The sequence below is a fragment of the Tolypothrix sp. FACHB-123 genome (assembly GCF_014697075.1).
GTDB lineage: Bacteria > Cyanobacteriota > Cyanobacteriia > Cyanobacteriales > Nostocaceae > Aulosira.
This window is the reverse complement of sequence record NZ_JACJRE010000001.1, coordinates 335,715-358,300: the sequence shown is the minus strand read 5'-3', so window position 1 is coordinate 358,300 and position 22,586 is coordinate 335,715. Positions and strand designations below refer to the sequence as shown.

The window sequence follows — 22,586 nt, the reverse complement described above, 5'->3', positions numbered from 1 at the left end:
TTTTGTATAAGTTCTTTTTTTGCTAACAAAATCTAGGTCTTCACTAAACGGTTTTTTACATATTTCACATTTGAATTGTCGTCTATTAATTTCTAAAAATACTGGTTTTTCTCCTAAGGGTAAGTCTTTAACAATATGTCGATGATTTTGATGTAATTTATGGCTTTTGGTACCACACCTGGGGCAAGTACTAAATAACTGTTTTGATTCGGTTTGTAAAATTATTCCAATCCCAGGATGAAGACGATGTGAGATAACTTTTATATCGTCTAAATCAAGAAGCTCTGTTAAAATTTTAATATCTTTTTTGCTACTCATAACTGTAAATTTACATAAAAATAATCTGTTTGTATTTACAGCTAACAATAAATACCATTCAGATGTCAATACATATAAGGCTTTTGGCAAAATAAAGATGCTTTTTTTGTGTTTATATGAGTGCTATAACTAATAATTTGGCATAATAGCTACTGAAGAACCAATCTTCATAATCTAAAGCATCAGGAACTACCACAGCTATATCTGGTTCTGGTTCAGAATAATCATCCAATTGCACTGGAGACTGAAATCGCAGCAAAATTTCATGGTTGATACGATTCCGCAATAACCTATCTATGCGAGTAATGGCTGATTCGTGAGATGTTCCCTTAGCTACCATCTGAATTATTTGTCCAGCAATTAACTCAACCCGTTCCTCTGGATGAAATATTCCCGCCTCTGCCATGCGGTGATAATCTTGAACTGTTAATAGGCGAATAGCTAAAACCATATAAGTTAAGCCGACAGTTCACTTTTTGTGTTGTTTCTCAGTCTATCTTTTAAAACGGAGAGGGAGGGATTCGAACCCTCGTATACGTTGCCGCATAACAGCATTTCCAGTGCTGCGCCTTCAACCACTCGGCCACCTCTCCAGGTGCCACGATTTATGATTCTACGATGAAATCTCAAAAAATGCAAAGATAATTAAGAAGAGATTTGTGAAGAAAGCTAAAATCCCCAATCAAGATGTCCCAAACATACAAGATTAAAGTTCACGATCGCAATACTGGCAAGGAATACACCTTACAAGTGCCAGAAGACCGCTACATTTTGCACAGTGCTGAACAACAAGGAACAGAATTACCGTTTTCTTGCCGTAATGGTGCTTGCACTACCTGCGCTGTGAGGGTACTTTCGGGAGAAATTTACCAACCAGAGGCAATAGGCTTGTCTCCAGAGTTACGCCGTCAAGGTTATGCCTTATTATGTGTGAGTTATCCCCGCTCTGATTTAGAAGTGGAGACACAAGACGAAGATGAAGTCTATGAACTCCAGTTTGGGCGCTATTTTGCCAAAGGGAAAGTCAAAGCGGGTTTACCGTTAGATGAGGATTAAAATTTGGTTGGCGCAAAGGTGCAAATTACGGCTTTGATGACGTATTTTGGCGGATTGGTGCAAAAAATAGCAATTTTGGCTTGTCTATTACTCCTTGTGAGTTGTCAAGCCAATAAACAGCCGACAAATAATCAAGTGCAGGTGAAAGTAGCGCGGGTAGTCAGTGGACAAAGTTTGGAAGTTTTAGGTATGGCGGAACAACCAAATTTGATTTCCCAGGTGCGTTTAATTGGTGTTGATGCGCCAGATACCCGCCAGCGCCCCTGGGGCGACGACGCCAAGCAAGGTTTAGAAAAGCTTATTGGGGGTGCGGAACAAATTGTCACTCTGGAATTTGACGTAGAACCCAGAGACAAAATTGGCCGGACTTTAGCCTATGTGTGGAAAGAAAAGGTGTTGTTGAATGAAGAATTAGTTAAACAAGGATACGTATTATTTTTTCCGCGATCGCTTAATCATAAATACGACCAACGTCTAGAACGTGCCCAACAATGGGCGAGAATCATGGGTTTAGGAATTTGGCAACCAGACAAGCCTATGCGCCTGACTCCAACTGAGTTTCGCCGTACCTTTCGTTGAGAGGGGTTAGGGACTAGAGGCTAGGGGCTAGGGGAGAGAAGGAAGCAACTAACAAATGACAAATGACAACTGACCACTAACAAATGACAAATTTACAAATTTTTCTCGATATAGCTACAGAAGCGGCTTTAGCTGGTGGTGAGGTTTTACAAAGCTACTGGGGTAAGTTAGAAGATGCAATTATTGAAAAAGGCCGTCCTGGCGATCTGGTGACGGCGGCTGATCAGGCTTCGGAAGAGGTGGTTTTGGCAGTTTTGCGCCGTCATTTTCCCCAACATTCGATTTTGGCTGAGGAATCTGGAAAACTGGGCAATCAAGATAATGAGTTCCTCTGGGCTATCGATCCCCTAGATGGCACAACTAATTACGCTCACCAATACCCGGCTTTTGCTGTTTCTATCGGCTTGTTAATTAATGGTGTGCCTCAAGTTGGGGTAATCTACAGCCCGTTTCACAATGAACTATTTCGAGCGGCTGCTGGTTTGGGTGCTACCCGTAACCGTCACCCCATTCAAGTTTCCGAGACTGCGGAACTTGGTAAAAGTCTCTTAGTAACCGGATTTGCCTACGATCGTCGGGAAACTACCGATAATAATTATGCCGAATTCTGTCACTTTACCCATTTAACTCAAGGGGTGCGCCGCAGTGGTTCCGCTGCAATGGATTTGGCTTATGTTGCTTGCGGGCGCTTTGATGGCTATTGGGAACGGGGGCTTTCTCCTTGGGATATGGTAGCTGGAATTATTCTGGTGCAAGAAGCTGGAGGGAAAGTCACTGCTTACGATGGTAGTCCCCTAAACATTGAGTCAGGAAGAATTTTGGCGACTAATGGTTATGTTCATGACAGCATGAGTCAGGAATTATTACATATTCCATCACTGTCATCTTGGAAGTAAAAAGTGGGAATACTAAGTCCACGGTCAATAGTCAACTGGTCAATAGTCAATAGTCAATAGTCAATGGTCAAGGTTAATTACTCTGGACTACCGACTCTGGATAATTGACTCTGAACTTGCGGCTACTGACACTTCGCTAATGTAGCGAATTAAATCCTTAAGAATCGGTTGCTGACTTTGGTGCATAGAGTTTTATGGCTTTAAGAATAGATCGTGGACTTTTTAAATATGATTTCATAGACCATCATGCAGTTTTATGCGTGCCTGTTGATGCAGATGTCAAGGAACTTCGCAAGCGCTATCTCACAATTGCTCGTCGCTTACATCCAGATGCGAATATAGCAGCTAGTGCAGGTGAAAAGCAGGTAGCTGGCGAATTTCTAGCCAAGTTGGTTAACCCAGCTTATGAAAAACTTTCTGCGGAACGGACTCGTGCAGAATACATGATAGTTTTGTCTCAAATGGGCAAGCGTTTAGTTCAAGAATCTTCTTCTGTTGAACTGCATACAGATTTGGCTAGAGAGTTAGTTAATGCGCCAGAATCCAATGTCAATCAACTTTATAAAGCAGCGATCGCGCATATTGCCAAAACTCAGTATGACTCGTTGCCGCAAGCACCGCAAGTGATTGCCGAAATTAGTGAATTGAATTTGGTTTACTTAATGCGGAGTGCCAATAAACTATTAGCAGCACAGCCATCATTAGTTCAGCCCACCAATAACTCAACTCCCCCACAGCCAACTCCTGCACCAAATTCTACAGTCACAGCACAAGCAGCCACAGCTTGCGAAGATTCAATGCTGGAATCTTACATCCGCCGGGCGCAGAGTTTGATGGACAAAAACCAACTTTCCCAAGCGCAAATCGAACTCCAAGATGCTTTAAAACTAGAACCAAAGAATAGTCGTTGCCATAGCCTGATAGCATTGGTGTATTTGAAGCAAAATCGCTTGAAAATGGCCAAGATTCACTTTGATAATGCACTCAAATTAGACCCCAACGACAAAACATCTTTGGAATGGAAACCAAAACTGGATAAGGCTTTGGGGTTACAATCTGGTGGTGCTAAGGGGACTCCATCTACCAATAATTCTGGTAAACAATCAGATAAGTCTGGTGGTGGTTTATTTGGTAGCTTGTTTGGTGGAAAGAAAAAATAGTCAGCGATCGCCAAATTGGTCAATCGTCTGCTTTGTGGAACTGGCCCCTATCCTTTGGCTTGGGGCCATAGTCCATCTCAACGCCAACAGCGCAGTGCTGAAGAAGAATCCCATATATAAGGAGATTTTGCAGGAGAAAGGGATAAAAATACGGAGGATGAATGGTTTATCAACCAGCAGCGGGAGCCAGGGATTTATTACCTTTGGATGTGGCGCAAAAACGCTGGATTGAAGATAGGTTACAACAGGTTTTTCATCGTTGGGGATATCACAGGATTATCACATCAACTTTGGAACGGATGGATACTCTGATGGCGGGAGAAGCAATTCAGCGTCAGACGGTAATTCAACTCCAAAATGCAGAAGATGAAGAATTAGGGTTGCGTCCAGAACTCACAGCTTCGATTGCGCGTACTGTTGTTACTCGCATGGCAGAGGGTACTTATCCCCAACGGCTGTATTACAATGCCAATGTATTCCGCCGGATTTGGGAAAATCGCCACAACCGTCAGCAAGAATTTTATCAAGCTGGGGTAGAGTTACTGGGTGCAGGCGGATTGCGTGCTAATGCAGAAGTTTTGTTGTTAGTAGCAGATTGTTTAGCGGCGCTTTCTTTGCAACAATGGCATTTAATTTTAGGTGAAGCCGGAATTACGCGATCGCTTTTGAGTGTATTCCCCGCCCATCTCCAAGGTAAAGTTCGCCAAGCTATCGCCCATCTCGATCGCATCGCTATCGATAATTTACCTCTAAGTGAGGAGCTGCGCGATCGCGCTAGACTCATCTTGGATCTGCGGGGTAACAGCAGCGAAGTCTTGCAAAAAGTCCAGAGTTTAGATTTAGATCCAGCCCAACAAGAAGCTGTCAATAACCTCAAAGCTTTAGTCGAGTTATTAGAATCTAGAGGGGATTTCCCCTTAATTCTCGACCTCAGTTTGATTCAAACTATCGACTACTACACGGGGATTGTGTTTGAAGTCGTTAGCGATAGCGAAGGACAAGCCAGAGTTTTAGGACGCGGTGGTCGCTACGACCAGCTTTTAGGGCTATATCATCCCCAAGGAGAAAACATCCCCGGTATTGGCTTTGCCCTTAACATTGAAGATTTATACCAAATTATTCAATCTACTCAGCAATTACCGCAAACTCCACCAGCCAGTGATTGGTTAGTCGTACCAGAGACAGCAACTGCTGATGCAGCCGCCTTTGCTTACGCCCAAAAGCTGCGATATTCTAGCGACATGGTGCGGGTAGAACTAGATTTGGGGGGAAGAGATGCAGCAGCTATCCGTCAATACGCACGCGATCGCAGTATTGCTCAAATCGCCTGGATTAAAGCAGATGGTTCGCCACCCGTAATTGAATCATTGCGTTAGACACTATTGATTGTCGTTAAAGGCGGGGAAACCCCGCCCCGACAGTAAAAAATTACGATTTTAAGCTCATTCCACCCTCCGGGGATGGGATTTCATGTTGACGGTTGATGGTTGACTGATGACTGTTAACTGTCAACCGTCAACGGTGTCAGGGTGTTTTTTATGCCCTGAAAGGAATGGGTTTTCCTGACACCTTTTTTTAAAGTTTTGTAAATAATTTGTATGACCCCAGCCTGGAATGCCGATAACCTAGCAAACAGGTAAGAGGAGGTTAGCTTGTCATGATATTCCAACCTAAAGATATTGGGTCTGGATAACTGTAATATGTCTAATGACTTGAGAGAGTCGCCTCTAATTGGCTTGCTGGAAGCTGCTTTTAGTAATGCAATGGCAAAAAGCAAACTATTACAGCAACAAAAAACGCTCCAGGAAATCATGAATGATATTCCGGCGCGTCAATGGTTATTTGAACAATTATCTCAAGCTGAAAATCCAGATCGGGTGAAGGATTTCATTATCGCGATGATGAAGTCTTCCCGATTAATTTGGAACGGCGCAAAAATATCACCAGATATATATAGTGAAGCATTATCACGAAACTGGGTATGGTTTATGGAAAATCTGGGACAGTATCAGCCAACAACGGCTAGCTTTGTCACCTGGTTTAACCAAAAACTGCGATGGACAATTCATGATGTGATTCGCCAAAAAGCCAATGAAGAAAGAAGACGGTTAAATCCAGTCACAGATGGAGAAAATCATCAGTGGATCGAGCCGCCAGCACCAGAGCCGGATCGCTGGTATGAAACTATCCAAGAATGGCTGGAATTAGTGCAAAATCATCCCCAAGGCTTCAAAAATTGTCGAATGCAGAGTTATCCCAATGTTAACTGTCAGGTGTTATTAATTCATATTTTAAAGGCGTTGCACGATTCCGGAGAGTTTTCTTGGAATGCGATCGCCCAAGAATATGCAATTGAACCCTCAGCACTGAGGAGATTTTGTCGCACAAGATGTTTCTCCCATTTGAAACAGTTGTTGGAATAGGGGTATTGGGTATTGGGCATGGGGCATGGGGCATTGGGAAATCAGCACTGACAACTGACTAATGACAACTGACAAATCATGATCAATAAGGCAGCAAAATTCCCGCAGATTGCAATTGCAATTACAGCAACCGATCGAATACAAGCTTACGAATTTGCTCAACAGCAATTAACTCAAGAGCGATCGCAACAAGTTTATCGCAATACTTTGGCGGTATTAGTCACACGGCGTTATTTACAGCTGTTGGGTATCGAGAGCGATTTAGAACACAGTCATAGCTGGAATCCTCTAGAACGCTTGATAGAAAATATTGCGGACTTGTATATTCCTAGTTTGCACGGCTTTTTAGAATGTCGGTGCTTACGTCAGAGCGATCGCAAATGTCACATCCCACAAGAAGTTTGGACAGAACGTATTGGTTACCTCATAGTTCAACTCGATGAACCTTACCAAGAAGGGCACATTTTAGGATTTGTTGAATCTATATCAGTAACAGAACTACCCCGTAGCTATTTCCAACCACTGGATTTATTGCTAGAGCGTTTAACCTTAGAAGCAGCAACAGAACCAATCGTACAAATCAGACAATGGCTACAACACAGGTTTGAATCTGATTGGCAACCTGCACCAGAATTACTCAGCACTTTTAGGGCTATGACTTTACCACTAGAGCAGCCACAACTGCAACTTAAACACCGAGGTAACGATGTAATTCGCCAACGAGTTGAACAACTTTATCGCGGACGTTCTTGTGATTTATATCTCACTCCCCAAGAGGCTTTGGTAAAACTTATCCAAACAACAGAAGATGATGAAATTCGCTGGCAAGCTGCTGAGTTATTGTGGGAAATAGAACCAAAACATCCAGCATGTCCGGTGATTAATGCTAAAGATTTAGGTATTTATCTGCTGGGATATTCAATAGTTTTAATGGTAGGAGTTTTGCCTAAATTAAATGGCAAAATGTTAATTTTATTGCGAGTTTATCCCTTAGAAAAATTGTCTCATTTACCATCAGGACTAAAGCTCATGGGGTTAGATGAAAATGGCAGGTCGTTTTTTTCTATAGAATCGCGCCAAAAAGATGATTATATTCAATTCAAGTTTACAGCCGATGCAGGCGATCGCTTCCGTGCCCTTGTCGTTCTTGATGATGCCAGCTTTAGCGAAGATTTTCTAATTTAGCTAACTCTTGCGTAGTTTTGCGGAATCATGCTTATCTAATAATAAATCCTTGACTTCCCAATATCCTCGCTAGGTCGTTTATGGTGCTATCCTCCTCTAGTCTTCAACCTCCTCAAAATGTCGCTGTTGTACTTGAGATTAGTAGCGGTAGCTTTGATGACGGCTTTTGTGTCAAAGTGCAAATTTTAGAAGACGGTAAAATTATTGAAGAACACAATGATTTAACTGAGATTCCCGCAGCGTCAGAAATACCACAGTTATACGAAAATTGGCAAGATATATTACTGGAGAATAGTCGCACGCTACAAGCTGTTCCCGGACAGGTAACAAACGTAGCTTTAGATAGTTGGAAAAAAAGAGCTGAAGAACTAGAGAATTACTGTAAGAACTGGTTTCAAAATCCAGCTTTTAAAAGTTTACGCGATCGCATTCAAGCCAATATCAAAGTCAAAGCCGATCAATCTGTTCCCATTATCATTAGATGTCACACTGCAAATCATCGGCATAATAATGTTTTACGGAGACTACCTTGGCATATCTGGGATTTATTTTCTAAACTCCCTAACACTGAATTTGCCTTATTTACTAAATTTCACTATCAAGTAGCTACCTTTAAAACACCAGTCAAAGTTTTAGCTATATTCGGCAGTTCTCAGGGAGAATTACAACTAGAAGCCGATAAAGAAGCTCTCAAAATTTTGGAGCAAAGAGGAGCAAAAATTACTTGCAAAGTGGAGCCATCAGAAGAAGAAATTGCTCATTTACTATTTGATAAAATTTGGGATATTCTGTTTTTTGCTGGACATAGTTCCAGTAAAACAACAGGCGGACAAATTCAAATTAGTCAGGATAAATTTTTACCTTTAGAGGCATTAACTCCCAGCTTAAAAAGGGCAGTAAATAAAGGTTTAAAGCTAGCAATTTTCAATTCCTGTGATGGCTTAGGAATTGCAGATTTTTTGACACAGTTAAACGTCCCAGCCGCGATCGTCATGCGCGAACCCGTACCAGATAAAATTGCTGGTCAATTTTTACTCTACTTTTTACGAGAATTTTCGCAAGGTACACCCCTGTGTTTAGCAGTAAGGGAAGCACGCGATCGCTTAGACGCTTTAAAAGCTACTTTTCCCACTGCTTCTTGGCTACCTGTCGTTTGTCTCAATCCCAATCAACCAGAATTTGTTTGGCCTGCTCAAACCTCAGAAAATCATCAAATGACACCAAATCCCTCTCCTTCCCCTTCACAGTCACCTTTCCTCCTGCGTAAGAAAATATTGGGTCTAGCTGCTGTAGCGGGAATTATTGCTATAGCCACTTTAATTTTTATTAATCGCTGTTCAATTTTTTCCTCAAGCTGTAAACCACCAGAAAATAATGAAACAATTCAACCTAAAATAGATAACTTTATTAGCTTGGGTGAAAAAGCAATTGCTGATAGCAGAGTCAAATTGAGTCAGCCATATCTCAAATTAAAAGAGCAAGGAATTCAAGAATTTGCTAAAGGTGACTATGACAGTGCATACAAAACTTTTGATAGTCTCCGCTTTCAAGCAGGAGAAAATAAAAATGTTCAAGGTTTACGTCAAACAGCTTTAGCCGCATTGCAAGATCCAGAAGTTCTAATTTATCGTAACAATGCTTTCGTAAATACGCGACATCAACAAAATCCAATTTTTCCAATTTATACCATTGCTATAGCCGCACCCTTAAATATTAATTCTGGATTAGATATCTTATTTGGCGTCGCTCAAGCCCAAGATGTAGCGGTTAAAAACGGTATAAATTTACAAGTGGTAATTGCTAACGATCGCAATCAACAAAAGCAAGCTCAACAAATTGCTACAAAACTATCCCAGAATCAAAAAATTCTCGCTGTGGTAGGACATTACACCTCACCTAATACCTGTGAAGCTTTAAAAGTTTATTCCCCAAACGAGCTTGTCTTAATTTCTCCCACCAGCACTGTAGTAAATTTACAAGGTTGTACTACTTCCAATAAAGTATTCTTCCGCACAACTACATCTACTAGAGAAGAAGCAAAAAGTTTGGTGCAATATTTAGTTAATGATTTGCGAAAACCTCAGCCGAAAGTAGTCATTTTTTACAGTAAAGAATGGTTTAGCCGAGATTTAACTAACGAATTTGAGACAGTGATCCAATCATATCAAGGAAAAATACTTCTTAAAGTTGATTTATCAGATCCCAATTTTGATACTAGTAAACTTCCTGACCAGGTTAAAGAAGCAGATGCTTTGGTACTATTACCTGATGGGGGAACTGATGGTAATAAAACATTGGAAAATGCGATTAATATTATCAAGTTAAATAACGGTAAAAAGCCTATTTTAGGAGCCAATACTCTTTATCTTCAAGAAGTTATTGCTCAAGCTAAAATAGCGACAAAAAGCTTATTCTTACAAAGTGAATGGCATCCAAAACAGTGTGGTGCGCAAGAATTTGCTGAACAGATTCGTCAATATTGGGGTGGCGATTTAAATAGAAGAGTAGCCCTATCATACGAGGCTGTGCAAGCAATTGTGCAAGCTATTAAGAATCAAGATGTAGGTAAACCTATTGATAGAAAAACAATTCAACAGAAATTGTTTGAGACAGGTATTAACCCAGATAAAGCAGCCTCTAGTGATGTGCTGAAAGGCTGGAAGATTATTTTTAAAGCCACAGGCGATCGCGAAGGAATTAACACACAACCCATATTGACTGTTCAAGAACATAATAAGCAATTGAAGTTTGATATCGCCAAAAATATTCCTTGTCAGTAGATTGGTGTAATGAAAATACTGGCGTACCCCTCTGGGGAAGCAAGCTACGCACAGTGCCTCTGACAGGAGAGGGCTGTTATTAGTCATTGGTCATTGGTAAGAGTTTTATTAGTTAATACTTAGAGCGAAACGAATTGTGTAAAGTTTCGTAACAATTGCGGAAATTATGACTCTATCCGCAGATATTCCTTTAGCGGGGTGAAAAGCGATCGCTTTTTGCTTGTGTAACCAATTGTTCAATTTAAAAATGTAGGTTAGTGTAGCTTCGTTTGAGTCTCGATTAATGTGCATAACTAACCTACAGCTATAACTACTTAAATACTATCAATGAGCAATATTAGTTATGTCCAGGAAACTAATTCAAAGGCTGATTTTATTTTGTATAACCCTGATTTTCTGCCTGACATTTTCTCTTGATCATGTCCAAGCTGAATCAGTCCCTTTTTATTGGGACTTTATTAATGTTGATGTTGCCGTACAAACTAACGGTGATATGTTAGTTACCGAAACTCAAAAATATACCTTTACCGCAGATTACACAAATCAACGTTATCGCTACATTCTTATAGATAAGATAGACGAAATTCATGAAGTAACAGTATCAGAGAATGGGCAAATATTTCCCAGTGCAACCAAAATAGAAAATAATCAATTTTGGATTAATTGGGAACATCCATTAACAGCACCAGGAAGTCATACGTTTGTGCTGAAATATCGTGTTGTTGGCGGATTAGAAGTCAATGAAAATGATGCACAAGTCTATTGGAAAGCTATATTTCCTGAACGACAAGCTGCTGTTAAACAAGCAAAAGTTACAGTTCGGTTTCCGGAACAATTCGCTACTAAAATAAAAGCTTTTCAAACCTGGGGTACAGAAGCCAATATTCGCAAAGTTGATACTCAAACTATTGAAGCGATCGCATCAACAGCCATCGAACCAGGAAAAGAGTTAGGCGTTCAGGTAAACTTTGATAGCACGGGTACTGATATCAAACCCTCACGATGGCAAAGTTCAGGATCTTCTTCATCTTCTGGTAATTGGTTTGCGTGGATATTTTGGGGATTTTTCGGTCTCATATTTTTATACGGAATTATCTTTGGTAGTCACAGCAGTAGCGGTAGTGGCGGTAGCGGCGGTGGCGGTAGCTGTGGCGGTGGTGGTGGTTGTGGCGGTGGTGGTTGCGGTGGCGGCGGTTGTGGTGGTGGTGGTTAAACTAATATCAATTAAAAAAATAATTTTTCTGGGCGGGAAAACCCCACCCTTGCGAGTTTCCTTACCCTTGGATTATCGATTTAAAAGCCATCTACCATCCATAGAAAAACCCCTGTAGGTTAAGATAACCAAAAGTAAAAGCTGAATATTACTATTAAAAAATCGCGCAAAAGACCAGCTAGCGTGGAAAATATTGAGAGTGTTCCCCAAAATTATGGATAATTCCCCTGTGGTCGCTCAAGTAGATGACTCTCTATCTAACTACAATCTGGAAAATACTCCACCCATGAATTCGACAGAAAAAATGGTAGGGAGTGATTTTGATTCCCTAATGATGCGGCGGTGTATAGAACTCGCCCGTCAAGCTTTGGGACGCACTTCACCAAATCCCTTAGTGGGTGCAGTGGTTGTCAAAGATGGGGAGATTGTGGGCGAAGGGTTTCATCCCCGTGCTGGGGAACCTCATGCGGAAGTTTTTGCCCTAAAATCTGCCGGAGAGGCTGCTCGTGGTGCTACTGTTTACGTAAATCTGGAACCTTGTAACCACTACGGACGAACTCCGCCTTGTTCAGAAGGTTTAATTAATGCGGGAGTGGCAAAAGTAGTGGTGGGGATGGTAGATCCGAATCCACTGGTAGCTGGAGGCGGGATTGCGCATTTACGTGCCGCAGGTATAGAAGTGTTGGTAGGGGTAGAAGAAGCCGCCTGTCAACAACTCAACGAAGCTTTTGTCCATCGCATTCTCTACAAACGCCCTTTAGGTATTTTGAAGTATGCCATGACTTTGGATGGCAAAATTGCTACAACTTCCGGTCATAGCGCTTGGGTGACAAATCAAGCAGCCCGCACTGAAGTACATCAGCTACGGGCTGCTTGTGATGCTGTGATTGTCGGCGGAAATACTGTGCGACAGGATAATCCTTATTTAACTAGCCATCAGGTAGGGGCCCATAATCCTTTACGAGTCGTGATGAGTCGCCATCTCAACTTGCCAGAAAATGCTCGCCTATGGCAAACAACTGAGGCTCCTACCTTAGTCTTGACAGAAGTGGCTGCTAACCCTAATGTTCAAGAAATGTTACGGCAACGGGGGGTGGAAGTGGTAGAGTTCACTTCCCTGACACCAGATAATGTTATGGCGCACTTGTATGAACGGGGTTTTTGTAGCGTATTGTGGGAATGTGGTGGGACTTTAGCGGCGAGTGCGATCGCTGGGAGAGCAGTACAAAAAATTCTTGCTTTTATTGCTCCGAAAATCATTGGTGGTAGTAATGCTCCTACACCCGTAGGCGATTTGGGCTTTACCACCATGACTGAAGCGTTACCCCTCGAAAATGTTCGTTGGCGTGTAGTGGGTTCTGATTGCTTGGTAGAAGGTTATCTTCCCCGACATAGTTAATTAATCTTCAATATCACAAAAGTCTAGAGCGATCGCTCTTAACACTGTCGTTCATAAGCTAAATCGCGAATCAGAGACAGGCGAGATTGAATGTAATCACACAAAAAATCAGTCTCTCTGGGTTCCAGCAATGCTTCGGTGTTGGTCTGCTTTACTAACCATTGCACCAAGCTAGCATCGTCTAGTTGTAATAAAGTCTTGGTCTGGGCAGTTTCCACCACCGACCAAAGCTGACGCATAATCTTAGGAGTCATCAGACCTCAATTTAATTATTAGCTTAGCTGTCTTCAGATTACACAATTCTGGCAACAGAATATGCCATGAATGTAGAACCTGAGATAACTATTATCAAAAGCTTAATAAAGCGATTTATAACTTTATGAAGGTTAAGAATTATCAATCGCAATCGGCTAATTTTTGGGCTGGTTTTACTTGTTTTTCAAGTATATATACTTAATATTACCCTAAAACTTCCCGCTTTCAGTGGAAGAAAAAATAATATTATTCTGTTAACTCAGAATCTCGCCATAGCAAGGCTCACTGCCAACGTAAAGCACAGATTTTAACTGCGATATTGCCCTTTATTGCTAGAGAAACTTTATTAATACGAGGATTAGAGATTAATTTCCGGCAAAAACTCAATAAAAGAATTATTAATAGAATTTATTTTACTTGCGCTTAATGATTTCTATACCTTGAGGAGGAAGAAAAATATTAAAATTCAGCAGGTATGAAGAGTATAACAAATTACTCGATAACTTTGCCATTTCATATTTCTTGTATAAACTCAAAGAGCTTTGATAGTAATAAGTATAAATTTACACTTTAATTTTTTCGATTTTTCGAGAAAAATTGTGGCTCCAGCAAAAATTCATCCCATCGCTTCTTTATGGGCGATGAGATGAATTCTGAAGTGATTAGGAGTTAACCGCTAATACCAATCTTCAAAGTAGGGAAGCAGAGACAACCAGACGCAGAGGTTTATTTTGGCAATATTTTAGAGCAAAGCTACAACAAATGTATAACCAATGACACCCTTGCACTTATCTTTAATGACGCCAACCTCCTCACTCTTGATACTCTACCCAACTATTCGGTGTTTCTGAAACTCGAACTTTGAGCTGTACCTCTGCGGGTAACTTCTGCTTAGTTTGATCGTAAATATACTTGGCGATCATCTCCGCAGTTGTTTCGTATTCTGGAGGTAAGACTTCATTGAGAACACAGTGGTCGAGTCCTCCTTTAGTAACATCTTGTTTAGCCCAACGTAAGCTTTTAAAATCAGCCACCATGACTGGGTGTGGGCAATATTCTGAAGAATGCAACTGTGATGATGTAGCTTCTAGTCTCACTTTATAAGTATGTCCGTGCATTCGGCCACAAGGGCCATCATAATCTTTGATATAGTGAGCGCTATCAAAGGTGAATTCTGTAACTAATTTCCATTTGGGCATTTTGACATCACCTAATAGTCCATAGTGACCTAAATACTCACGCCACCATATCTCATTAACAATCACAACTAGATATTTACAAGTATTGCTTAATTCTTGCAGGCTTGACTATAAGGGGGTTTACCAGAAAAATCATCAAAAAGTGCGATCGCTGTTGAGGTCAGGGGATAATAAAGTGCGATCGCACTGATTATCTGGAAAATAGCAGGGAGCATGGTAATTACTCAATTTCACCATTAGGTATTTCGCAGCACACCTTACCAATCAGGTTATCACTCACGTATTCCATCACTACAGCTTGTTGAGTATAACTAGCCGAACGCTGTTCAATAAGCGATCGCCTTTGTAAAGACAAGAGTGCTTCTAGTAATTCTCGCTCGGAGATTTGCGGAATCACATACTGTTGCAATTGCTTTAAAGTTACCCAATCTTGGTTAACTGCTAGGGAGTACATTACCTGTTTTTCCTTAGCAGTTAAGCGGTGAAACTGTTGCTCTAATATTTCCCAGATATCGCCAAAAATCAGCGATCCTTGCTGTAAAAATTGGCAAATATTGCCATCAAATAAATGCTGAATTGCTGTAGCAACAATTTTTAAAGCTAAAGGGTTACCTGCATAGCGCTGAATTAACTGCTGACATTCAGCGCTAGAATCCACCAATCCTTTAGTTGCAAGAATTTGCTGTGATTCGACAAAAGACAAACCAGTTAGTTGGAGCGATCGCACTGGTAAAGTATCACCTTCCCTAGCTATAAAGCCACTAGGCGTTTCCCGCGTAGTGAATACTAAACAACTTTGATGGACTTCATCCCCTACCCGTCTGAAAAGTTGACCGTATCCTTCATATCCAGCGCAATAGTGCCCAGATGTCTCTCCACTTTGCAAAACCGATTCGATATTATCCAATAAAATTAGGCAACGCCGGGAGCGCAAATACTTCATCAAGTAGGAAATTTGTGCATCCAGATTTTCTGGTAAACTCACGGCTGATTGTTGGGAGAGAAACAAAATTAACTCCCGCATCAAATCAGAAATCGGTGGACTATTACGGAGACTGCGCCAAAATATAAAATCAAACTTGCTCTGTAAATGTTCTGCAACCTTTACAGACAAAGCTGTCTTACCAATCCCTCCTATTCCCAGCAACATTACCAAACGGCATTTTTCGACAATAATCCACTGTTGCAGCAATTCTTGTTCGTTCTTACGTCCATAGAACACAGAAACATCAATCGCTTCTCCCCAATCTTGCTGCTTTAGGTTCTTAGGGGTTGAATGTGCTGTGGTAGTCGAGACTTGTAACTCTACTTGCTTGAGGCTGAAATAATGGCGTCGTAAAACTGTTTTGACATTACTTTTAGCAATGTTTTCTCCCAGCGCTTTCGAGAGCGTTTGCCATAACCGAAAGCCTACGTCTCGGATGTAATCATCATCATAACCTGAGCTTTCGGCAATTTCTGCGTAAGTGTATCCACTCCAGCACAATCTAAGTACCATCTCTTGGATATTACTTAAATGCTTCTTTTGCAACGCTTTGTCTAGAACCAGCATTGCTTGCTCAAACGTTAATTCTATGACTGTCACATAAAATATTCCTAGCTGAGATCTGCATCCACCTATCGGAGATTGTTTAGTGTTTTATGCAGTTCAAGCAAAACTTTACATTTCGTTATTGGGCATAGGGCATGGGGCATTGCTTAGTTATGCACAATCAACAATCAACGGTTATCCCTATACTAAAATCCCCCCAGCTGTCTCGACAAGAGGAACGCATTACTGGGGGAAAATTGCTTATCAAAAAAATATCTTCAAAATTCCACACCACACGACCCCTTGATCAAGGCAGGTAATATGCTATAATCATCTGCGTTGATTAGTGGTTACTACACATTGACCCAAGCAGGGCATTAGTAGTAATCGTGTTGTGGTTCTGGTTCTGGTTGCACCATAGCAAAGTTTGAGGCATCGTATAGGTAGCGGCTGGCTTCCTCTTCGAGGCGATGAATCAAATAAGGTTCAATGGCGTTCCCATGTCTCAGCGCGGCTAAATATCCATCCAAATACATCCGCATATCGTCCATACGATAACCGCGATTCCACAACTCGACGAAGGCGTCGGTAATTCTTTGGTAATAGCGGATGGTTTGTGTGTCTTGGAGCATAACTGCTGAATAAATCTCTTTGGAATGAGAATTGTAAATGATTCGGGCAAAAATGTGAAGTGTGACTTTCCCCCCTATCCAGGAGTCAAAATCAATTTCTCTACTTTGGGCATTACCCTCCAGCAGCTACAACGTATTCTGATCCTATTCCAGAAAGCACAAAATAAGTCAAGTAAGTAAGTTATTTTTATAATTTGCTTGCGTAACTTCCTGGTTTTTTACACTATCTTAAAACTAAGTTTTGCCAGGTGCGATCTGCTTTGAGCATGAAGTCAGGATATACCTTTGGGAAGGATCGGTCGATTTAGGGATCTCGTGTTGATGCCTTACCCCCTTCGGTGGAGCCAGGATGTTTAGACAGAAATAATTTCAATAAGTCTAACAAAAATTTAAGAATATTACTAATCGGCTGGAGTTAAAGCATAAGTTAAACTTTTAGCTAATATTGCCATCACAAAATGTCAAGTTAATGATAATTGGAGTAACAAAGACTACAAAACCTTGGGCATGGGCTTGTTAATTTGAAAGTCATCAACGCTAAGGGGTCTTGCCACCGTGGGTTCGGTTTGTATTGAAATCGTTGAGGGGAATCCCCATCTGAGGTCGTTGCTCGGTTGGCACTTGCAGCAGCTGGAATATCGCGTACACCAAGCCGCCAGCATATATCAAGCAAGGGAAGTGTTTTTAAGCCAGCAACCAACACTGGTAATTCTGGATGCTGATTTGCCTGATGGTGATGGCATTGAATTTTGCCGTTGGCTGCATCGTCAGCAACAGCCGTTAATTTTAATGCTATCTGCCCGTGCTAATGAAGCTGATGTTGTGGTCGGTTTAAAAGCGGGAGCAGATGATTACTTGAGCAAACCATTTGGGATGCAAGAGTTTTTAGCTAGAGTGGAAGCGCTAATTCGTCGCAACCGCACACCTGTTGCGCCAGCTTATTTAGATTATGGTGCCTTGCAAATTGATTTAGTGCAACGCCGGGTGAGATTTCAAGGGGAATTTATCGATTTAACACCGCAAGAATTCAGTTTATTATACGTTTTAGCGCAAGCCGGAGGAGTACCTCTATCTAGGTCAGAATTGCTACGCAGAGCTTGGCCTGACGCCATTGATAATCCACGTACTATTGATACTCACGTTTTATCGCTGCGGAAAAAAGTTGAACTAGATCCTCGGCAACCCAGTTTAATTCAAACTATCCGGAATGTAGGATACCGGTTTAACATGGAAATTTTAAATTCCAATCTACCGCAATCACCAGCAAAATTGCCCAAAGAGAGATTTAGCAATCAACGCTCAACCCTGAGTACGCAAAGGGTATAGGGGCTGAAAGATAGGGGAGACGGGAAGATGGGGGGACGAGGAGATATAATCAATAACCAATGCCCGATGCCCGATGCCCGATGCCCAATGCCCAATGCCCAATGCCCCATAACTAAATCCACTCTTCGGAGGCTTGAGCTTCTGCTTGTTGCAAGTTGGCTCGTAAATTAGACCAGTCTACCTCAGTAGTTGTTTGATCTGCTGACAACCGACCTTGCTGGAGGTGGAATAGTCTTGTACCAAATACCTGTGCCAATTCTAGCTGGTTATTAATCGTCAAAATTGTGGTGTGATGGGTGGCAGCCAGCTGAATTAAAATTTCTATTACATGGGTGGCTATACCAAAATCTAAGGCAGAGGTTGGCTCATCTAATAATAATATTTTGGGTTGGATGACTAAAGCTCTGGCGATCGCAATTAGTTGGCGCTGTCCCAGAGAAAGTTGTACTTCGGTACGTCCTAACCAATCATTGGGTATATGCAGTTGTTCCATCCAATAACTGACTCGTTGCTGTATTGTCTGTTTGGATAAACCACGCAATACCAGTGGATAAGCCAAAGCTTGTTGGACTGTCATCCCCAAAAGTTTAGACTCTTGTAATACCAGCGTGACTACCTGGCGTAACTGGACGATGGGGATTTGGCGATATTCCCGATCTTCTAGAAGTATTTTGCCACTACTTGGTTCCATCAGGCGGTTAATCAGCTTGAATAAGGCTGTTTTTCCCGCCCCTGATGGCCCGACAATGATAATGCGATCGCCTGGGTAAACCTCAAAGGAAATATCCTGCAATATGGGATATCCTTGGTGATTCGCTGATAGTTGGGTTTTGAGCTTTGTAAACAGATTAACTTGCTCTAATCTGAGTATGGCTTTTGGGGTGACAGTATCCAAGTTCAACTTTCTTTAGAAATTGGTCAAAAAGATTCGTAATTACGAATTAGTAATTATTGGGTTAAAGCTGTAGAGATAGTCCAAGCATCTACTAACAGCAACAATAACGTGAAACCCAGCAAAATAAAATACATCCAAGGTTGTGCTAAAGGACGCACATCTGTAGTATCAATACCTGTTTTTGCTTGTACTTCCCTTACAAATTGGGCAAATCCCACTACTCGCATGGGCAATAAATAAGCTTTTCCTGAGTGGCTGAGGAAATAATATACTATACCTCCTTGACCTGTGGTGCGAGGTTTTAATTCTTTCACCTCAGACCATTCCAAAGACCAACCTTTACGAAAAAATTGCGGTACCCAGACAGGATAAGCGAGTTGAATTCCGCGCTCATCTAAGATAACTCGTTCGGTCAACACTGCATATAAAGCAATCAAGCCAATACTAATTCCTACCCACAATAATGTCGGTGGAATAGGTGCAGCTGTTACTTGGGCTAAAAAAGGTAAGGGAACTGTGAGTGCGATATATAAACTCAACAGAGTTATCCGAATTAACGGTGAGAGGCGAAAAACAGAGGTTGAGGTATTAACTAGGTTTGCTGTCACGGCTCAATTTAGATATCTTTATCCTCATTTTGACTGAAAAAAACATAAGAAACAGGAATCAGCGAACAGACTCCTATAGACGATAGCCAACACTAAAGTACAAGCCCTCATCTTGCGCATTTGTTCCGCGATCCTCTAGCTCAATTAGGGGAATGGCATAATCTACGCGCAAGTTAAAATCTGGTATGGGTTTCCATAAAACGCCTAGCCCTAAACCACCGATAAACTTTTGTCTTTGGATGATGTTGGGGTTGCTATCTACATTCCAAATTAATCCCAAATCAAAAAAGGGTGCTAATTGCAGCACATCCTGACCGTTGCTGGGGTCTTTTTGTAAGGCTATGCGGTTTTCTAAAGAAAATCTCAATCCATTATCACCCGCCCGTACATTTTGGCGATAGCCGCGTACTGATTGACCACCGCCAATGACAAATTGTTGGGAGGGTAATAAACCATTGGGTGTGAGTTGTAGGTCAAGTTGGGCGATTAAAAGATGATTTTGACTTAACTTTTGCTGACGCTGTAGTTGCAATAACCAACTAAAAAACCGACCATCGGGTTTGGGGTCAGGGTTGATGGTAGCATCAAAAGCCCCAATGCCGAAGTTAAATTGCGATCGCAATCCCCAAACGCCTTCAAGACTGCGTTGTACGTAATCTTGGCTAAATCTAATAGTCCGGGTTTGGCTGTTACCATCATTGTCAGGCCCAATACCGAAGGGGGTTGGCCCTGCAAAGGTAAATGTTTGACCATTTTGGACGCTAAAACCTAAGGATAGAGCAAATTCTTGACTGAGCGATCGCACTATTGGCTGACGGTAGGTAATTTCATACAAACTAGATTCACCGCGAATGTCAAAAATGTCGAAGGGTGCTTGAACGACTTTGACTTGGTTAATTGCAGTTCTTAATTGCAAAGTTCCATTCATGGGATTTAGCGGTACTTGATATGTAAAGTCGTAAAGATTAGAACCGCCAGATTTCGTAGAAAAATAATAAGCCGCACTCAGTTGGTCGCCAAGTCCTGTGAGGTTGCGATAAATTGCACCAATACCCAACCTCTCCGAACCTAGACTAGGGGGAGAGTAGTTATCTGCACTCAAAATTAAATCAAATGGTTTAGTCTCAGTCACTCGCACTACTACAATACTTTGACCTACATTGGTTCCCGGACGGATACTGGCTTCTACTTTGGTAAATAACGGGTCAATTTGCAGTAATCTTAATTGTTCTTCTAGCTTGGGTTGAGAAAAAGGTTTGTGGCTACCCATACTCAAGCGCGATCGCACATAATCAGGATGAATCCGTTTTGTTGGTGGATCGATTTGAATTTCTTCTATACTGCCTTCAATTACTTGAATGGTGACTGTACCATCTTTAATTGATGACTCGTCTACTGTTGCTAGTGAGGTAATGTATCCTTGCTCAAAATACCAGCCAGTAATTTGATCGGCAATATTCTTTAAGCTTGCCAAACTCACTGTCTGTCCTTCAACACTCTTGAGGATAGATTGGATGGCTTCTGAGTTAGAAAAACTACTACCGATTAACTGGACTTTGTTAACTGTAATTTGCTGAGAATCTGCTGGTGGTGAAGCTTCTGGGGTAGTTGTCCCTTGTCCTAGGTCTAATTGAGCTTGATAAACCGCATTTTTGGGCGAAACAGAGATTTTTTTAGTTAATTTTAAAAATTCTGGTGAGTAAGACACCTTTGCAGATTCGTTGTTAACGATCTCTCCTACTAACTCAGCACGAACATCATGAGGAAATATACCAGCAACTAAGATGCTACTAGAAAATAAAAATACACGCCAATACCAATATTTTTGTAAAATAAAGTACATTTTCTGTTGACACAGGTGAAAATTTACGTAAGCGCGAATACTAAATAATACGTAAAAAATAGCACCTTTAACAGAATCTTTATAAACCTTAGAAATTAATTAAGCCAATTGCTAGGGTTTTTTCAGCCTTTTTGGATAAATTTAACATTTTATATATTTTTTCGATGAAAAAGTCCGTATTTACCCCGTTTTATACTAGATTAATATGTGATCGGGCAAGATTTAAGTATTTCCAGTATGTTTTTTTATAACGATCATTTAGATACTAAAAATAAGGCTAGAGCGTGATAGCAGCAGAAAATGAATACAAATCAAGCAAAATTTGTATTTTGTAGCAATAACCAAGCAAATTGTTCCTACTTACTTCTGAATCAAGAACTGAGGACGATTAGTATCAAAAAAGGAATGAAAGTAAATGTTAAATAAATCTTTAGTACCAATTTGTCTAGCTAGTGTCACTATTTTGACGGGAGTCATTCCCGCCTTAGCGCAAACAGATGTACCACCGACAGCAGTGAATCAACAGTCACAAACAGCTAAGGAATTGCAGCCAAAAGAAATAGTAGCGATCGCCCAAACAACGGTGGTAAGGATTGAACCAAGTGTAGGTTCTCCGGGCTCTGGAGTGATTAGCGGTGTCTACCAAGAAGGCGGAACCAACGTCTACGCCGTACTGACAACTAAAAAGTTAGTGCAAGACAAAAATCTTGAATATGACATCATCACCCCATTATCCCAGGGAATAGGGGGCAGCAAGCGCCAAAAAATCAGGATTTCCCCACAGAAAGATATTGAGGAAATACCCGGTGAAGATTTAGCGATCGTGCGATTCCGGAGCGATCGCACTTATGAACTTGCCAAACTAGTAGAAACTGACGATCCTCAAGATTGTCAACAAGCAGATCCGCAGCTTTGTAATGGTATTTATGTCGGTGGATTTGCTAACTCCCCATCTGGGAAAAATCGCTTGTTTCATGTGACACAGTTACAGAAAAAGGATAAATCCCGGACTTACAGTAACTTACCCCCTCAGTATAATTTGTCAGGTTTGGCAGGTGGCCCGGTGTTTGATGGATCGGGGCGTGTGGTGACGCTATTCGACAAAAATCAGTCACAGCAAAAGATAAATAGTAAAAGAAGAGGGTTTGGTCAATTGCGTAATTATTCGAGATTGCGTGTTAGATTAGACCTAACGCCGCCACTATTGACTATTTCCCTGAGAGATCCCAAACCATTTAATTTCCAGCAAGAAATTCTCGAAACAGATATTGAGGTTGTAAATCAGTAA

Annotated in this window: 22 protein-coding genes and 1 tRNA gene; 12 read left to right on the top strand and 11 right to left on the bottom strand. The window is 41.3% G+C overall.

From position 1 onward, the window contains the following. The 3 genes from H6G41_RS01340 to H6G41_RS01330 all read right to left on the bottom strand — a co-directional run. On the bottom strand, window positions 1-318 hold a 318-nt coding region (locus H6G41_RS01340), incomplete at its 3' end, for a transposase family protein (RefSeq protein ID WP_190742901.1). Between the two features lie 112 nt (window positions 319-430). Beyond that, window positions 431-769: a Uma2 family endonuclease gene (locus tag H6G41_RS01335; RefSeq protein WP_190742862.1), complete on the bottom strand. Its 339-nt coding sequence runs from the start codon at window positions 767-769 to the stop codon at window positions 431-433. 55 nt (window positions 770-824) lie between these two features. Next, window positions 825-911 (bottom strand) — tRNA-Ser (locus H6G41_RS01330). Between the two features lie 94 nt (window positions 912-1,005). On the opposite strand from H6G41_RS01330, the gene H6G41_RS01325 reads away from it, so the two are divergent. From H6G41_RS01325 to ribD, 10 genes are all read left to right on the top strand, one after another. Beyond that, window positions 1,006-1,374 carry a 2Fe-2S iron-sulfur cluster-binding protein gene (locus H6G41_RS01325; RefSeq protein WP_190742860.1) on the top strand — a complete coding sequence of 123 codons (369 nt, stop codon included), beginning with the start codon at window positions 1,006-1,008 and terminating at the stop codon, window positions 1,372-1,374. A gap of 36 nt (window positions 1,375-1,410) precedes the next feature. Next, the gene (locus tag H6G41_RS01320; protein WP_190742899.1) at window positions 1,411-1,953 is read left to right on the top strand and encodes a thermonuclease family protein; all 543 of its coding nucleotides are present in this window, start codon (window positions 1,411-1,413) and stop codon (window positions 1,951-1,953) included. Window positions 1,954-2,036: 83 nt separating this feature from the next. After that, entirely contained in the window at window positions 2,037-2,849 is an 813-nt protein-coding gene (locus tag H6G41_RS01315; protein WP_190742858.1) for an inositol monophosphatase family protein, read from the top strand. Between the two features lie 194 nt (window positions 2,850-3,043). Then, window positions 3,044-4,009 carry a J domain-containing protein gene (locus tag H6G41_RS01310; protein ID WP_190742856.1) on the top strand — a complete coding sequence of 322 codons (966 nt, stop codon included), beginning with the start codon at window positions 3,044-3,046 and terminating at the stop codon, window positions 4,007-4,009. A gap of 161 nt (window positions 4,010-4,170) precedes the next feature. Continuing rightward, window positions 4,171-5,385 (top strand): ATP phosphoribosyltransferase regulatory subunit, encoded by a 1,215-nt coding sequence (locus tag H6G41_RS01305; RefSeq protein WP_190742854.1) that lies wholly within the window; start codon window positions 4,171-4,173, stop codon window positions 5,383-5,385. Window positions 5,386-5,709: 324 nt separating this feature from the next. Continuing rightward, a complete protein-coding gene (locus tag H6G41_RS01300) occupies window positions 5,710-6,432 on the top strand; it encodes a hypothetical protein (RefSeq protein WP_190742852.1) in 723 nt (240 codons plus the stop codon). 78 nt (window positions 6,433-6,510) lie between these two features. Further along, window positions 6,511-7,617 carry a DUF1822 family protein gene (locus tag H6G41_RS01295; protein ID WP_190742850.1) on the top strand — a complete coding sequence of 369 codons (1,107 nt, stop codon included), beginning with the start codon at window positions 6,511-6,513 and terminating at the stop codon, window positions 7,615-7,617. Between the two features lie 80 nt (window positions 7,618-7,697). Next, on the top strand, window positions 7,698-10,397 hold the full coding sequence (locus H6G41_RS01290; RefSeq protein ID WP_190742848.1) for an ABC transporter substrate-binding protein: 2,700 nt from the start codon (window positions 7,698-7,700) through the stop codon (window positions 10,395-10,397). A gap of 343 nt (window positions 10,398-10,740) precedes the next feature. After that, window positions 10,741-11,610 carry a DUF2207 domain-containing protein gene (locus tag H6G41_RS01285; protein ID WP_190742845.1) on the top strand — a complete coding sequence of 290 codons (870 nt, stop codon included), beginning with the start codon at window positions 10,741-10,743 and terminating at the stop codon, window positions 11,608-11,610. A gap of 214 nt (window positions 11,611-11,824) precedes the next feature. Next, window positions 11,825-13,009, top strand: a complete 1,185-nt coding sequence (ribD, locus tag H6G41_RS01280) for a bifunctional diaminohydroxyphosphoribosylaminopyrimidine deaminase/5-amino-6-(5-phosphoribosylamino)uracil reductase RibD (RefSeq protein WP_190742843.1) — start codon at window positions 11,825-11,827, stop codon at window positions 13,007-13,009. 38 nt (window positions 13,010-13,047) lie between these two features. Here ribD and H6G41_RS01275 read toward each other — a convergent pair whose 3' ends face one another. The 5 genes from H6G41_RS01275 to H6G41_RS01260 form a co-directional block, all read right to left on the bottom strand. Then, the gene (locus tag H6G41_RS01275) at window positions 13,048-13,263 is read right to left on the bottom strand and encodes a hypothetical protein (protein ID WP_190742841.1); all 216 of its coding nucleotides are present in this window, start codon (window positions 13,261-13,263) and stop codon (window positions 13,048-13,050) included. Between the two features lie 813 nt (window positions 13,264-14,076). Then, window positions 14,077-14,463 (bottom strand): 6-carboxytetrahydropterin synthase, encoded by a 387-nt coding sequence (locus H6G41_RS01270; protein WP_190742897.1) that lies wholly within the window; start codon window positions 14,461-14,463, stop codon window positions 14,077-14,079. Window positions 14,464-14,552: 89 nt separating this feature from the next. Then, window positions 14,553-14,678, bottom strand: a complete 126-nt coding sequence (locus H6G41_RS35615; protein WP_277877982.1) for a hypothetical protein — start codon at window positions 14,676-14,678, stop codon at window positions 14,553-14,555. 5 nt (window positions 14,679-14,683) lie between these two features. Further along, window positions 14,684-16,048, bottom strand: coding sequence for an NB-ARC domain-containing protein (locus tag H6G41_RS01265; protein ID WP_190742839.1), 1,365 nt, complete (start codon window positions 16,046-16,048; stop codon window positions 14,684-14,686). A 323-nt stretch (window positions 16,049-16,371) separates the two neighbouring features. Further along, a complete protein-coding gene (locus H6G41_RS01260; protein ID WP_096645592.1) occupies window positions 16,372-16,626 on the bottom strand; it encodes a DUF6761 family protein in 255 nt (84 codons plus the stop codon). Between the two features lie 555 nt (window positions 16,627-17,181). Between H6G41_RS01260 and H6G41_RS01255 the strand changes: the two genes are divergently transcribed. Then, entirely contained in the window at window positions 17,182-17,952 is a 771-nt protein-coding gene (locus H6G41_RS01255) for a response regulator transcription factor (RefSeq protein WP_190742837.1), read from the top strand. 112 nt (window positions 17,953-18,064) lie between these two features. On the opposite strand, the gene H6G41_RS01250 is transcribed toward H6G41_RS01255, so the two are convergent. The 3 genes from H6G41_RS01250 to H6G41_RS01240 all read right to left on the bottom strand — a co-directional run bounded on the left by H6G41_RS01250 (window position 18,065) and on the right by H6G41_RS01240 (window position 21,298). Then, window positions 18,065-18,847 carry an ATP-binding cassette domain-containing protein gene (locus tag H6G41_RS01250; protein WP_190742895.1) on the bottom strand — a complete coding sequence of 261 codons (783 nt, stop codon included), beginning with the start codon at window positions 18,845-18,847 and terminating at the stop codon, window positions 18,065-18,067. 53 nt (window positions 18,848-18,900) lie between these two features. Further along, the gene (locus H6G41_RS01245) at window positions 18,901-19,455 is read right to left on the bottom strand and encodes a hypothetical protein (RefSeq protein WP_190742835.1); all 555 of its coding nucleotides are present in this window, start codon (window positions 19,453-19,455) and stop codon (window positions 18,901-18,903) included. Between the two features lie 73 nt (window positions 19,456-19,528). After that, a complete protein-coding gene (locus H6G41_RS01240) occupies window positions 19,529-21,298 on the bottom strand; it encodes a ShlB/FhaC/HecB family hemolysin secretion/activation protein (protein ID WP_190742833.1) in 1,770 nt (589 codons plus the stop codon). A gap of 415 nt (window positions 21,299-21,713) precedes the next feature. On the opposite strand from H6G41_RS01240, the gene H6G41_RS01235 reads away from it, so the two are divergent. Next, a complete protein-coding gene (locus H6G41_RS01235; protein ID WP_190742831.1) occupies window positions 21,714-22,586 on the top strand; it encodes a hypothetical protein in 873 nt (290 codons plus the stop codon).

Coding starts and splice junctions, on each gene's coding strand:
- H6G41_RS01270 (WP_190742897.1), bottom strand. CDS start 14,463: ATGCCCAAATGGAAATTAGTTACAGAATTCACCTTTGATAGCGCTCAC.
- H6G41_RS01240 (WP_190742833.1), bottom strand. CDS start 21,298: ATGTACTTTATTTTACAAAAATATTGGTATTGGCGTGTATTTTTATTT.
- H6G41_RS01290 (WP_190742848.1), top strand. CDS start 7,698: ATGGTGCTATCCTCCTCTAGTCTTCAACCTCCTCAAAATGTCGCTGTT.
- H6G41_RS01325 (WP_190742860.1), top strand. CDS start 1,006: ATGTCCCAAACATACAAGATTAAAGTTCACGATCGCAATACTGGCAAG.
- H6G41_RS01260 (WP_096645592.1), bottom strand. CDS start 16,626: ATGCTCCAAGACACACAAACCATCCGCTATTACCAAAGAATTACCGAC.
- H6G41_RS35615 (WP_277877982.1), bottom strand. CDS start 14,678: ATGCTCCCTGCTATTTTCCAGATAATCAGTGCGATCGCACTTTATTAT.
- H6G41_RS01320 (WP_190742899.1), top strand. CDS start 1,411: ATGACGTATTTTGGCGGATTGGTGCAAAAAATAGCAATTTTGGCTTGT.
- H6G41_RS01315 (WP_190742858.1), top strand. CDS start 2,037: ATGACAAATTTACAAATTTTTCTCGATATAGCTACAGAAGCGGCTTTA.
- H6G41_RS01275 (WP_190742841.1), bottom strand. CDS start 13,263: ATGACTCCTAAGATTATGCGTCAGCTTTGGTCGGTGGTGGAAACTGCC.
- H6G41_RS01235 (WP_190742831.1), top strand. CDS start 21,714: ATGTTAAATAAATCTTTAGTACCAATTTGTCTAGCTAGTGTCACTATT.
- H6G41_RS01295 (WP_190742850.1), top strand. CDS start 6,511: ATGATCAATAAGGCAGCAAAATTCCCGCAGATTGCAATTGCAATTACA.
- ribD (WP_190742843.1), top strand. CDS start 11,825: ATGGATAATTCCCCTGTGGTCGCTCAAGTAGATGACTCTCTATCTAAC.
- H6G41_RS01335 (WP_190742862.1), bottom strand. CDS start 769: ATGGTTTTAGCTATTCGCCTATTAACAGTTCAAGATTATCACCGCATG.
- H6G41_RS01305 (WP_190742854.1), top strand. CDS start 4,171: ATGGTTTATCAACCAGCAGCGGGAGCCAGGGATTTATTACCTTTGGAT.
- H6G41_RS01310 (WP_190742856.1), top strand. CDS start 3,044: ATGGCTTTAAGAATAGATCGTGGACTTTTTAAATATGATTTCATAGAC.
- H6G41_RS01285 (WP_190742845.1), top strand. CDS start 10,741: ATGTCCAGGAAACTAATTCAAAGGCTGATTTTATTTTGTATAACCCTG.
- H6G41_RS01300 (WP_190742852.1), top strand. CDS start 5,710: ATGTCTAATGACTTGAGAGAGTCGCCTCTAATTGGCTTGCTGGAAGCT.